The organism is Pseudomonas sp. 13B_3.2_Bac1 (genome assembly GCF_025466205.1).
Taxonomy (GTDB): Bacteria; Pseudomonadota; Gammaproteobacteria; order Pseudomonadales; family Pseudomonadaceae; genus Aquipseudomonas; species Aquipseudomonas fluorescens_H.
Map to the genome: position 1 here is coordinate 24,367 of NZ_JANLOG010000013.1, position 13,346 is coordinate 37,712.

Sequence of the window (13,346 nt, forward strand, 5' to 3'; positions counted from 1 at the left end):
CTCTATCCGTAAGGGCTCACAGGGTTTTCATGAATTCGATCAACGCACGCTTGTCGTCATCCGACAGCGTCGTGCCATACAGGTGACCGCTGTTGTGGTTGCCCTCCAGCCGCGTGTCGTATTTGAAGTCCGCCGAGGCCTTGGCCTGGGCGCCGCTGGTGACGAAACCGACGTTGACCGGGTCGTAGACGTCGGACCCGGTGGTGAACACCACCGGACGTTTTTCCGGCGGTTGCAGCAGATCCCACAGGGTCGGTACCGAACCGTTGTGCAGATACGGCGCGCGCAGCCAGATGCCGTCAGTCGGCGTGTTGCTGTAGCTCTGGGTCTTGCGATAGGCGCCGAAGTCGAACGGCGGTTTTTTGAAGGTGTGGAACGCCGTCACCAGACCGGTGGTAAACGAGTCCAGCCGATGCGGATCGGTGCCGAGCTGATCGATGTTGGTGGTGACCTGCCCGGTGTCGGCACGCCCGAAGTCATGGCAACCGGCGCAATTGGCTTCCCAGATCGGTTTGCCCTGCGCGACTTTCGCTTGATCCAGCGCCCACGGCCACGCCGGCGGCTTGTGCCCGAGCAGCCAGTTGGTCACCCGGTTGAAGCTCGGTGGCAGCACCGATTCCGGGGTCGCGCCCACGGCCATGGCGGCGGCGTAGTTGCGTTCGTGGATCTTGTTGTTATTGCCGTCCCAGTGCAGGTACATCGACTCCCGCGGCTTCTGGTTCCACACTTGCGGCAGGTCGACGGTGCCGATGGTCGAGTCATCCGGGAAGCCGAACACCACCATTTTCGTCGGGTTGAAGGTGTCGGTGCGGCCCGGCCCCTGAGCGGGCCGCAACTTCTGCCAGGCATAGGCCTGTTTCTGTTTGAGTAGCGCGCTCTTGGCCATCGGGATGATCAGGTAGCGGTTGTAGAGCTTCTCGAAAAAGCCCAGCTGGAATTTGCTGTTGATCGCCGCCATCACCGCGTCGGTGGTGAATTTCGGATCGCTGGCGCAATCGTAGGCGTACCACTGGAAGGCTTGCAGTTGCAGGGTGTTGGCCGGTGCGCTCGGCACGTTGACCGCGACGTCGCTGGCATTGGCCCGGTAGGAGCCGGTGTGGCACAGCGCGCAGTTCGGCTCTACGGTCGGGTAACCGATTTGTCGCTTGGCCATGCCGATCGGTAGGTCCTTGCCGTTTTCATAGAGGAAGCCGAACACTTCCCAGCCGCCGGGTTTGGGCATTTTTTCCGGGCACATCTGCGGCAGCACGGCGAACAGGTAATACGGGATCCGCGCTTCGATGCCCAAGCCGATGGCGGCGTATTTGTAGTGGTCTTCGTCGGAGGCGTATTCCTGCTCCGGCACCACGCGCAGCATCTGGTACCAGGTTTCGTAACCGATGAAACCCAGTAGCGCCACCACGATCAAGGTGCCGACCTTGAAGGCGTGGCTCTGCCATTGCCGCGCCCAGGCCGCGCGCCACTCGCGCCAGCCATCGCAGAGCAATGCCCATGGCCGGTGCTCGGGCGTGGTGCCCAGGTACAGCAGAATGCCGAGGATCAGAAAGAAGCTCAGATCGCCCATCAGCATCGGCACGAACACCGAACCCTGAATGCTCGTATTGATCAGGTAAATCCAGAACACCACGGCGATCAGCCGCGTCAGTACGCACAACCAGGAATGCACCACGTAGCGCGGCGCGTTGAAGCCCGACGGCATGTAAAACACGCTGATGCCCACCAGCAGCATCCCGGCGTTTTCCAGCCACGGGTCGGAGAGTTGCGGCGGCAGGCCGACCACCGATGTCAGCAACCCCGGCGCAAACAGCGCCGGAATCGCGAACACCATGTTCATTGCAATGCCGATCCAGATGAAGCGTTGAAACCAGCGGATACAGGTATCCATGTCATCCATTTCCTTGTGCAGACCTTAGGAGAGTCCCTCTGTGTGATGAGCTTTTGTGGCGAGGGAGCTTGCTCCCGCTCGGCGGCGCAGCCGTCGTAAACCCGGCAGATGCGGTGTTTCAGGAAAACCGCACGCTCAGATTTTGGGGCCGCTTCGCAGCCCAGCGGGAGCAAGCTCCCTCGCCACAGAAAAACTTCATCAACCGAGGGCCGTCTTCTCCAGGTGTTCAAGGATGATCGGATACACATCCACCACCGCGTTCTTGCCGAACATGCAGTCGATGTGGCCGTAGCCCGGCACCACATGCCGGCTGTAGCGCTCCGGCCCGTGGACTTCGCAGACTCGCTGGTAAGTCTTCAGCGTGCTTTCCGGCAGGTAACACTGGTTCTCCGCACCGCTGATGAAGCAGATCGGCATGCTCAGCCGGTCGAAGTGCGGCATGTACACATCGTTGCCTTTGAAATCCACCAGATGCCCTTTGCGCACGATCAGCGCCAGGTGCTCGAAGGTCTCGATGTTCGACTCGCCGAACAGCTCGTGCAGGTTGTCGTGCAGAGTTTCGTTGAGGGTGTCGTGGCGATACAGCGAGGCGTACATGAAGGTGATGCGGTGGCACACAGGATTGGTGCAATAGCCCTGCGCCTCGATCCGCGCGTAGCCGTTGAGGGCCTTGTCGTAGAGGCGGTTGAACCAGTTTTCCTTGCTGTCGGCGTACGCCGTCATCGACTTGATGCCGATCGCATCGAGCATCCCCGGCAGGTGCAGACCGGCCTTCAACCCCGTAGCCGTGGCGACCACGGTGTCAGCGGCAATCTGCGAGCAGACCACCGAACGCACGCCCTGCAGCCCCGCCAGCAACGACATGAAGAACGTGGTCGCGCCGTAGCAATGCACCACGCATTGCACGTCCTTGGCCTGGGTCTCCTGCTGAATTTGCGCGATGGCCGCCTTGAAGTCGTACTGGGCAATCTGGTCGCCGTTCCATTCTTTCTTGCTCGCCGGCAGCAGAATGCTCACACGGAAATCCAGCAGCCACACGTCATAGTCGTGCTTGCACAGGTACTCCAGCAGGTTGGTCTGGATGGTGTCGGTGGAAAAGATATTCGAACCGACACCCAGGCCATGCACCAGCATCACCGGGCCTTTGCTGCCGGCCTGATAGCGGGTCAGGCGCAGCTCGACGCCGTCTTCGGTGGGGAAGAAATACACCGCCGGGGTCGGCGCATCCAGCGGCCGTTTCAACCGTGGCGGCGCGTCGGGATTGAAGTAGACATCACCGGCAAACACTCCGCCGTAACTCTCCCAGAGGATTCCGGCGAAGAACTTGCCGAAGCGCGCCAGGCCTTCGATGCGCTCGCGCTCGTTGCGCGCGTTGAGCACTTTCATGGTGGTCATCTGCTTGGCGAAATCGGTCGGATGAATGTGCATTACCCCGGAGCCGATCACCTCGCCCGACTTGTCCGGCCCGCGATACAGGGTCACGTACAAGGTGCTGGTGTCGTGCCAGATGTTCAGCACGCCGTTGTCTTCCGGCACGGTTTTGAAGGCGCTGAAGAAATAGTCGTTGCCGTCCTCGGCGGTCAGTTTCATGTCGTATTTCATGTGGCGCGTGTCGACCTGCTGCTCGAACTGCTCGAACAGGTTGAACACGCCATTGCTGGCGGTCAGCGGTTGCGGCGACAGCGCCGGGGCATTCACGGTGCCGACAATGGTCGCGGCGTGTTCCGGTTCCTTGATCATCCGATTGAGGTCGTTGGCGGTGATGGTCAGGGTGAAGTCGATCGGCGAATTGTCCGCCTCGCCGCGTTTGGCCGCCGCTTCATAGACTTTCAGATCGGTGCTTTGCGCGGCGGTGAAGGCGCGGGAGAAATAGCCCTTCATGGTCTCGGTGAACTGCACGCCGAGAGTCGGCGGTGCCACCTGCTTGCGCGGTGCCGACGGCAGCGTGTAGTCGATCTTCCAGCCACGGTCGGCGGCCAGCAGGCCCATGTTGCGTTCACTCACGGCGGAGATGGTCAGCAGCGGATTGACCGCCAGCGAGGTCGGGATCACCGCGCCGTCAGTCACGTACAGGCTGGCGTAGACATCAGTGCCGTTGGCGCCGCTGAACACCTGGCCCTTGTGATTGACCACGCCTTGCGCGGCGTCCTCGCCCATCACGCAACCGCCCAGCGGATGCACCGAGACGATGCTGTGCTTGAGCAGTTGGGTCCAGATCGGATTCTCGACCCAGACTCCGCCCAACGCCTTGGTGCTCTGGTACAGACGCTCATTGCCGAGTTTGAAGTTTTCCTGCTCGCCGACACCCGGCCAGTCGATGCGCAACTGGTCCTTGTTGTCGAGAATCATCCGGCCCTGGCCGCTGTCGTGGCTCATGATCAGGTAGGTCTGCATGTTGTGCAGCGCGCCGTAATACGGGCCGCGCAGAAAGCTTTCGGCTTCGCGTTCCTTGTAGCCGAGCTTGCCGCTGAAACTGTCGTCAGTGGCCACACCGATCATCTCGGCAAACCCGGCCATCGCCGGCACCATCGGCCGGCCGAGGGCGCCGGGGATCGAACCTTCCTCGATGACCATGCGGCTGCGCCAGTCACCTTCGGTGCGCATGTCGATGACCGAGGTGATGCACGGGCCAACCGGCTGCAGCTCCTTGGCCGAGTGCGCGCCGAAACCGATGCCATTGATGGTCTGCTCGCAGTTATGGCCGAAGCCGAGGATGTCGCCGTTGCCGCTCATGTTCTCGCCGAGCTGACCGGACATCACCAGGCCCTTGTCCCGCGAGCGCAGCAGAATCTCGGTCGAACCAAGAGTGCCGGCGGAGACCACGACGATATCGGCCTTCACAAACAACGTTGGCGCGTCGAATTTCTCGCGACCGCTGTCGAGATACTGGAAGTGCACGATCCAGCCATCGCCATCGCGCTCCAGATAGCGCACCTCGGCCTGACAGAAAATCTCCGCGCCGTGGTTCCAGGCGTCTGGCAGATAGTTCATCAGCGTGGTGTTCTTGGCCTTGTTGTTACAGCCCGAGACACAGTCGCCGCACTGATTGCACGGCAGCTGTTCGACGCCGACGTGGTTGAGGTTGTTCGGCAGTTTGTCGAAGGTCACGTTGATCGGCGGCTTGTAGAAATGCGCGCCCTGCTTGAGGTAGTCCGCAGACTTTTTGTTGGCGTCGAGCTTGGGCAGGTTCGGCGCGTTGTTCGGGTACGGATTGGGCTTGAGCATTTCCCGGGCGCGGGCGTAACCGTCCTTGAGCAAGGTGTCGCGGTGTTCGCGCACAGCTTGAGGCCAGCGTGGGTCATCAAATACCCCGGGCTCGGGTTCAAGCGCGACGTTGGCATTGATCAACGATGTGCCGCCGAGGCCGCAACCGACCACCACGTTCTGCTGCGCATTCACGTGCAGGTCGAACAGTCCGGTGCGCGAACCGATATGGCCGTCGGGGTCGTGCACCTGCAATTCTTCGGTCGCGGCAATCATCGTGTTGGGGTATTCGCCGGGCTGGATCTCCCGGCCCCGCTCCAGCAGGCACACCTGCTTACCCGCCCGGGACAGGCGCGACGCAGCAATGCCGCCGCCATAACCGGAGCCGATGACAATGACGTCGTAGTGTTCCTTGATCTCGCTGATGGGCGTTGCGATGCGTGTCATGAGACTGATCCTTTCTCAGGCTGATGGGGCAACTCTGCGGTTGCCTGCAATCAATGGGCGAACGAGCACCTGGCCTCCGGGGCAAACCCGGCGACAGCACAGCGGTATGAACAGGAATCGACGCTACAGGCGAGCGTGTTGATTGGCCGCACGACGTAACGTGCGCTTGCGTCGCGAGGGGGTCGGGCGATGTGGCCGGCTATCCATCATGCGTTCTCCCAGAACCAGATGTGGATAAGTGATAGCGATCCTTGTGCAATGTCCAGTGAAGACAGGCACCGCATCCAAGTCAAGGCAACGCCTTAGAACTGTATGAAATCTGATCAATTGCTGTTTGGACTATGCCTGGCGGGGCCTGCAGGGTTTGGCGAACAAGTTATCCACATAGCCACCCACAGCAAATGGGGGTAACTGTGGATGAGTGGAAAAATAACTGGCTGATTTGTGAAGAAAAATCGTGACTTATCCAGAAGGACGGATTGCGCGCCGGATTGGCTGTTTTTTAATCAACACTCTGCAAGCCACGTTTCACTTGACCTGTAGAGGATGGCGAACACGTTATCCACAGAAGCGCCAACAGACTTCGGGGGTAACTTTGCGGATGCTGTGGAAAAGCGCTGAGGGCTGTGTGAAATCGGGGTTTGCGCAGGAATTATCAGCCTGAAAAGCCCAATTGATCACTTATTGATCAAATCTCTACAGGCCACGTTCTATATGGCTTGCAGCGGACAGCGAACATCTTGTCCACAGAAGCGCCAACAGAGATTGGGGGCAACTTGCAAAGTTATTCAGGAGAAAAAGCCCGGAAAAACCGTGACTTAGGCTGGTCGTTTTTTGAGCTAAGGCCTGGAGGGCTTGATTGGCGTGGGGTCTGGGGATGGGCGAACACGTTATCCACAGATCCGCCAACAGGGATTGTGGGTAAACACACTGAGATCTGCTGCCCCCTTAACCAATGTGGGAGCGGGCTTGCTCGCGAAAGCGGTGGGTCATTCAACTTTGATGCAGCTGAAACGACGCTTTCGCGAGCAAGCCCGCTCCCACAGGGGGTGTTCAGTGTCTGGAGGATTGTGGCTAGCGGACGACACCCTCTTCGATCAGGAGTTTGAGAATCGCTTCCGCCCCGGCCTGCGCGGTCACGCCTTTGAGCACCTGCCCACCGCCACCACTGGCCTTGGCGGTGGCAGCTTTCATCCGGTCAGCGCCGCTCTTGGCCTTGATCACCTTCAGGCGTTTCGGCCGTGGCTTGGCCGGTTGCAGCGTGGCAACCGCCAGCAATTCATCATCCAGCGCCTCCACGTCTTCGGCGTTCAACACGCCACGCTGCGCCGGGCCATACGCACTCTGCCGCGGCTTGGGCGCGGCGTTATCCACAGTCGCCAGAAACGGCAAGCGCACCTTCAAACGCCGCCGCTGCCCACGGGGCAAGGCTTGCAGCACCAGCGCCGAACCGTCGGTGATCGACTCGACCTGCGCCAGCCCCACCACCAACGGCCAGCCCAGCCCTTCGGCGAGCAGGAACGGCAACATGCCCGAGCCCTCACCTGTTTCCGCCTGAGTGCCGGTCAGCACCACCTGTGCACCGGCATCGCGCAGATACGCGGTCAGCGCCGGCAAGGCGTCGGCGCCAGCGGGTTGCTCCAGCACATGCAGCTGTTCCAGGCCCATGCCCAGATAGGCGCGCAGCGCCGGTTCCGCGACATCCCCGGCATGCAGCACTTGCAGGTTATCCCCAGCCAGTTGCAGGCCCAGTTCCACGGCGCGGGCGTCCTGTTCGGCGCGGCGTGGCCGGCCCGACGTCGGGTGCGCACCGATGGAAACCAGACTGATGATCTTTGTGCTCATAACCCGTTCCTTAAGCCGCATCGCGCTTGGCTTCGTTGCGGTAAGCCGCTACCGCCGCGATTAACGCCTGAAGAATTTCTGCGCTTTCGCCAATCACCGAAAGATCGGCACGTTTGATCATGTCGCAACCGGGGTCGAGATTGATCGCCACCACCTTGTCGCAGGCACCAATGCCCTGCAGATGCTGGATCGCTCCGGAGATACCCACAGCCACATAAACCCGTGCGGTGACCCAGGTACCGGACGCACCGACCTGCCGATCACGCGCCATGAAGCCGTCGTCCACCGCCACCCGCGAGGCGCCTTCGGTGGCGCCGAGCGCCGCAGCGGTCTGGTGGAACAGCGCCCAGTCCTTGACCCCGTTGCCGCCGGAGAAAATGAATTCGGCCTCGGCCATCGGAATCGCCGCCGGATCCACCGCCACCGCGCCAAGATCCTCAATCCGCGACAGGCTGCGCGCAATCGTTGTGGATAACTCCACCGGCAGGGCTTCGTGACGGGTTTCGCTGACCGGTTCTGCGCATTCGGCGGAAGCCAGAATCAAGCGTGCGACCGGACGCGCCAGGTCTTGCAAGCCCGCACCGGCGCGGCCGATGCATTGCTGATCCTTGACCTGCCACACCCGCGTCGCCGGGCGTTCGCCCAGTGCCGCGGCAAAACGCCGACCGAGTTCACCGCCACCGCTGCGACTGTCCGGCAGCAGCCAGTGACGCGGGTTGAACTGGTTATCCACAGCCCGCAGGCCCTGCACCCGTTGCTCCGGTGCATAACCGCTGAATTGGTCGCCCTCCAGTACCAGCAAGCGATCAACGCCGGCCGTGGCGAAGGCGTTCTCTTTGTGTTCGCCAAACACCACCGCCAACACCGCGCCGTCGTTGCCGGCCAGTTGATGAGCGAGGCCGAGCAAGTCGCGGTCGTGGCTGCTCAAGCGACCGCCGACCATGTCCGGCACCACACTGATGTAGAACGCCGGGGCCGGTACCTGATGCAGCGGCAATTGCACTGCAACCGTGGCCGAGCGTTTGACCGCCCCGCCCTGTTGCGCGCCGCTGCGGTCGATACGCTTGATGCCGTTGGGGCCGATGAAACCGATGCCGTGCAGGTTCTTGCGGATGACGCCGTTAGGCCCCATCCAGCTGTGTTGCGCCGGTTGCATCGCCGCGTGCAACGGGTGCAGGCGGTTACGCGCAATCCATTCGGCGCGTGGGTCGCGGCGGATAATGTCGCTCATCAGTGGGCCTCCGCAGGTTCACGTTTGGCCGGTGCAGTCGGCTTGCCTGGCGCGGCGTCTTCGAGCAGCGCATCGGCCACCAGCTCGGCGATGTCCTTGATCAACGGACGCGGTTCGACCACGCCTTCGAGCATCGCCGTGCACTGTGGACAACCCACGGCCACCAGCTCGGCGCCGGTCTCGCGGATGTCGTCCATGCGCATGTCGGGAATCCGCTGCTTGCCCGGAATGTCGGTGATCGGCGCGCCGCCACCGCCGCCGCAGCAGCGCGAGCGGAAGCCGGAACGTTGCATCTCTTTGACCTCGATGCCGAGGGCGCGCAGCACTTCACGCGGCGCCTCGTACTCGCCGTTGTAGCGACCGAGGTAGCACGGGTCGTGATAGGTCACGCTGTTGCCTTTGTGCTGACCGAGATTCAGCGCACCGGCCTGAATGATTTCCGCCATGTAGGTGCTGTGGTGCTGGACGAGGTAGTTGCCGTCGAAGGCGCCGTACTCGTTTTTCAGCACATGGAAGCTGTGCGGATCGCAGGTGACGATGCGGTTGAAGCTGTATTTGGCCAGGGTCTGGATATTGCGTTTGGCGAGCAACTGAAAGGTCGCTTCGTCACCCAGACGACGGGCCACGTCGCCGCTGTCGCGCTCTTCCAGGCCGAGTACGGCGAAGTCGATTTTCGCGGCTTTCAGCACTTTGACGAACGCGCGCAAGGTGCGTTGGTTACGCATGTCGAAGGCGCCGTCGCCGACCCAGAACAGCACGTCGGTGGATTTCTTTTCGCTGAGCAGATTGAGGTTCAGATCCGCTGCCCAGTTCATCCGCCCGCCCGGGGCGAAACCGCCGGGGTTGTCGGTGGCGATCAGGTTCTCGAGAACTTCGGCGCCCTTGTTCGGGGTCGCACCTTTTTCCAGCGTCAGGTGGCGGCGCATGTCGACGATGGCATCGACGTGCTCGATCATCATCGGGCACTCCTCGACGCAGGCGCGGCAGGTGGTGCACGACCACAGGGTCTCGGCATCGACCAGACCGTTGACGATCGGTTGATGCGGATTGCCGCTGTGTTCGCCAATTGGTTTGCCCGGATACGGGCTGCCGGCGAAGTTGGCATCGGTGCCGCCAGCGAGGCCGACGACCATGTCCTGAATCAGCTTTTTCGGGTTCAGCGGCTGGCCGGCAGCGAAGGCCGGGCACGCCGCTTCGCACTTGCCGCACTGCACGCAGGCGTCAAAACCGAGCAACTGGTTCCAGGTGAAATCTTTGGGTTTTTCCACGCCCAGCGGTGCGGATGGATCGTTGAGGTCCAGCGGTTTCAACCCGGTGGAACGACCGCCGCCAAAGCGTTCGGCGCGACGGTGCCAGGCCAGGTGCAAGGCGCCGGCGAACGCGTGCTTCATCGGCCCGCCCCAGGTCATGCCGAAGAACAATTCCGACACGCCCCACAAAACGCCGAGCCCGAGAATCGCCGCGAGCAGCCAGCCGCCGAAGTTCTCCGGGAGGATGCCGGCCACCGGCAGGGTCACCAGGAAGAACGACGCGGAGAACGCCAGCAGACTTTTCGGCAGGCGCATCCACGGGCCTTTCGACAGGCGTGCCGGCGGATTGAGCCGGCGCCGGTAGACGAAGATCGCGCCGACGAACATCACCGCCGTCATCAACAGCAACGCGTAACCGAGGATGCGGTTATGCAGGCCGAAACCGTGCACCAGAATCGCCAGCACGATCGACGCCACCGCGCCGCCCGCCGTGGCGACGTGGGTGTTGGCGATGTATTTGTCCCGCGCCACCACGTGGTGCAAGTCGACCATGTAGCGCTTGGGCATGGCGAACAGGCCGCCGAGCAGATCGACCTTCGAGGCCCGGCCCCGACGCCACATGGCCACCCGCCGCAACGCGCCGAGGACACCAAGGCCCAGGGCAGCGAACAACAGGATTGGAAGAAGGGTGTTCAACATGGTGAAGCTCCCACCAGTACAGCCTGGAGAAACACGGTCTGCATTACTGTGGGAGCGGGCTTGCTCGCGAAAGCGCTGGATCAGTCAACTCATGCAGAACTGACAGAATGCATTCGCGAGCAAGCTCGCTCCCACAGGGGTCATGTGCAAGTCCTTAGAAGTCTTTGCACAACCGCAGGGCGTCGTAGATCGCAGCATGGGTATTACGCTGCGCCACGCAGTCGCCGATACGGAATAGCAAGTAGCCGTCGCCGGTGGTACTCAGCGATGGCTGCGGCTTGATCGCGAACAAGGCATCGATGTCGATCTGACCCTTGTTGCGCGAACCGTCCTTGAGTCCGTAATACAGCTCTTCATCCGGACGCACGCCGTTTTCCACCACCACCTGATCAACCACCCGCTCCTCTTTGGCGCCGGTGTATTCGTTCTCCAGCACCGCCACCAGCTTGTCGCCTTCGCGGTAGACCTTCTCCAGCATCATGTCGCCGGTCATGATCACTTCTTTCGGGTACATGCTGCGGTAGTAAGTCGGGAACGATGTCCCGCCGATGGCCACACCCGGTTTGATGTCGTCGGTGACGATCTCGACCTGGCTGCCCTTGTCGGCGAGGAAGTCGGCGACCGACATGCCGGTGAACTCGCAAATGGTGTCGTAGACCAGCACGTTCTTGCCCGGCGCCACCTTGCCGTCGAGCACGTCCCAACTGCTGACCACCAACCCTTCGGCGGCGCCCCAGTGCTCGTTCTGCTCAAGGAACGGATGCCCACCGACGGCCAGCACCACCACGTCCGGACGCAGATCGAGGATGGTTGCTGCATCGGCCGCTGTACCCAGACGCAGGTCGACTTTCAGCCGCGCCAGCTCCAGCTGGAACCAGCGGGTGATACCGGCGATCTGGTCACGCTGCGGCGCTTTCGACGCGGTAGTGATCTGCCCACCGATGAATTCTTTCTTCTCGAACAGGGTCACGTCGTGGCCCCGTTCGGCCGCCACGCGCGCGGCTTCCATCCCGGCCGGGCCGGCACCGACCACCACGACTTTGCGTTTCGGCCCGGTGGATTTCTCGATGATGTGCGGCACGCCCATGTATTCACGGGACGTCGCGGCGTTCTGGATGCACAGCACGTCCAGACCCTGGTACTGGCGGTCGATGCAGTAGTTGGCGCCGACGCACTGTTTGATCTGGTCGACCTGGCCCATCTTGATCTTGGCGATCAGGTGCGGGTCGGCGATGTGCGCGCGGGTCATGCCGACCATGTCGACGTAACCACCTTCAAGGATGCGCGTAGCCTGGTTCGGGTCCTTGATGTTCTGCGCGTGCAGCACCGGCGCTTTCACCACTTCCTTGATCCCGGCCGCCAGGTGCAGGAACGGCTCCGGTGGATAACTCATGTTGGGGATCACGTTGGCCAGGGTGTTGTGGGTGTCGCACCCTGAACCCACGACACCAATAAAATCGATCATGCCGGTGTCGTCGTAATACTTGGCGATCTGTTTCATGTCCTCGTGGGACAGGCCGTCCGGGTGGAATTCGTCACCGCAGATACGGATACCGACGCAAAAATCGTCACCGACTGCCTTGCGCACAGCCTTGATCACTTCGAGGCCGAAACGCATGCGGTTCTCGAAGCTGCCGCCCCACTCGTCAGTACGCTTGTTGACGCGCGGGCTCCAGAACTGGTCAATCATGTGCTGGTGCACGGCAGACAATTCGACGCCGTCCAGGCCACCGGCCTTGGCCCGTGCCGCAGCAGTGGCGTAGTTGCCGATCACCCGCCAGATTTCTTCCGGCTCGATGGTCTTGCAGGTCGCACGGTGCACCGGCTCGCGGATGCCCGACGGCGACAGCAGGGTCGGCCAGTGCTCGCCGTCCCAGCGCGAGCGACGGCCCATGTGGGTAATCTGGATCATGATCTTGGCGCCATGCTTGTGCATGGCGTCGGCCAGATTCTGGAAGTGCGGGATGATCCGGTCGTCTGCCAGGTTCACCGATTTCCACCAGCCTTGCGGGCTGTCGATGGCCACGCTGGAAGAACCGCCACAGATCGCCAGGCCGATGCCGCCCTTGGCTTTCTCTTCGTAGTATTTGACGTAGCGGTCGGTGGTCATGCCGCCGTCAGTTGCGTAGACCTCGGCGTGCGCGGTGCTGAGCACGCGGTTGCGGATGGTCAGTTTGCCGATCTGGATCGGCTGGAACATTGCTTCGAAAGCCATGGCGGGTTCCTCGACTTACAACGGCTTGACGGTGAACAGGCCGTCGTCGTGGCCTTCTTCGGAGCCACCGTAGACTTGCTCGGCCACCGTACGAATCTTGCTGCCACGTGCAGCGAGGATCTGATCCATGGCGCCGGCAAACCAGCCGGTGAACATGTAGTCGACCTTGCGCCCGACCTTGCCGTACACATAGACGAATGCCGAGTGTTCGAGCTTGACGCTGGCGGTGCCTTTGTCGAGGTCGATGTCCTGAATCTTGAACAGGCCCCAGCCGCGTTGCGACAGGCGTTTCATGTAGTGTTCGAACACCGCGACGCCTTCCAGGCCGTGGCATTCGGCTTCTTTTTCACACCAGTGCCAGGCGGACTTGTAGCCAGCCTTGTAGAGGATTTCGGCATAGGCTTCGGCGCCCAGCACTTCCTCGATACCCATGTGGTTGTTGACGAAGAAATGCCGTGGCACATAGAGCATCGGCAGGGCGTCGGAGGTCCAGACACCGGTCTCGCTGTCGACTTCGATTGGCAATTGCGGGGCGATCTTGGCCATGGAAACTTAACTCCAGAAAAATTT

Annotated in this window: 7 protein-coding genes; all 7 read right to left on the reverse strand. The window is 61.7% G+C overall.

The features are described from left to right. Nucleotides 1-16: 16 nt before the first annotated feature. Nucleotides 17-1,885 (reverse strand): hypothetical protein, encoded by a 1,869-nt coding sequence (locus NTD85_RS02195; RefSeq protein ID WP_262141313.1) that lies wholly within the window; start codon nt 1,883-1,885, stop codon nt 17-19. A 198-nt stretch (nt 1,886-2,083) separates the two neighbouring features. Continuing rightward, nucleotides 2,084-5,536 carry a GMC oxidoreductase gene (locus tag NTD85_RS02200; protein WP_262141314.1) on the reverse strand — a complete coding sequence of 1,151 codons (3,453 nt, stop codon included), beginning with the start codon at nt 5,534-5,536 and terminating at the stop codon, nt 2,084-2,086. 1,074 nt (nt 5,537-6,610) lie between these two features. After that, a complete protein-coding gene (locus tag NTD85_RS02205) occupies nt 6,611-7,381 on the reverse strand; it encodes an electron transfer flavoprotein subunit beta (protein WP_262141315.1) in 771 nt (256 codons plus the stop codon). 10 nt (nt 7,382-7,391) lie between these two features. After that, complete coding sequence (locus NTD85_RS02210) at nt 7,392-8,612, reverse strand: electron transfer flavoprotein subunit alpha/FixB family protein (protein WP_262141316.1); 1,221 nt, start codon at nt 8,610-8,612, stop codon at nt 7,392-7,394. Beyond that, nucleotides 8,612-10,561 (reverse strand): dimethylglycine demethylation protein DgcB, encoded by a 1,950-nt coding sequence (gene dgcB / locus NTD85_RS02215; protein ID WP_262141317.1) that lies wholly within the window; start codon nt 10,559-10,561, stop codon nt 8,612-8,614. The genes NTD85_RS02210 and dgcB overlap by 1 nt, the downstream gene beginning before the upstream one ends. Nucleotides 10,562-10,715: 154 nt before the next feature. Further along, nucleotides 10,716-12,776 carry a dimethylglycine demethylation protein DgcA gene (gene dgcA / locus NTD85_RS02220; RefSeq protein ID WP_003228979.1) on the reverse strand — a complete coding sequence of 687 codons (2,061 nt, stop codon included), beginning with the start codon at nt 12,774-12,776 and terminating at the stop codon, nt 10,716-10,718. A 15-nt stretch (nt 12,777-12,791) separates the two neighbouring features. After that, nucleotides 12,792-13,322, reverse strand: coding sequence for a DUF5943 domain-containing protein (locus NTD85_RS02225; protein WP_003228980.1), 531 nt, complete (start codon nt 13,320-13,322; stop codon nt 12,792-12,794). Nucleotides 13,323-13,346 lie beyond the last annotated feature (24 nt).

Bases quoted from the DNA above. Each gene is read 5' to 3' on its own strand.
- NTD85_RS02195 (WP_262141313.1), bottom strand. From the start codon at position 1,885: ATGGATACCTGTATCCGCTGGTTTCAACGCTTCATCTGGATCGGCATT.
- NTD85_RS02200 (WP_262141314.1), bottom strand. From the start codon at position 5,536: ATGACACGCATCGCAACGCCCATCAGCGAGATCAAGGAACACTACGAC.
- dgcB (WP_262141317.1), bottom strand. From the start codon at position 10,561: ATGTTGAACACCCTTCTTCCAATCCTGTTGTTCGCTGCCCTGGGCCTT.
- NTD85_RS02210 (WP_262141316.1), bottom strand. From the start codon at position 8,612: ATGAGCGACATTATCCGCCGCGACCCACGCGCCGAATGGATTGCGCGT.
- NTD85_RS02205 (WP_262141315.1), bottom strand. From the start codon at position 7,381: ATGAGCACAAAGATCATCAGTCTGGTTTCCATCGGTGCGCACCCGACG.
- dgcA (WP_003228979.1), bottom strand. From the start codon at position 12,776: ATGGCTTTCGAAGCAATGTTCCAGCCGATCCAGATCGGCAAACTGACC.
- NTD85_RS02225 (WP_003228980.1), bottom strand. From the start codon at position 13,322: ATGGCCAAGATCGCCCCGCAATTGCCAATCGAAGTCGACAGCGAGACC.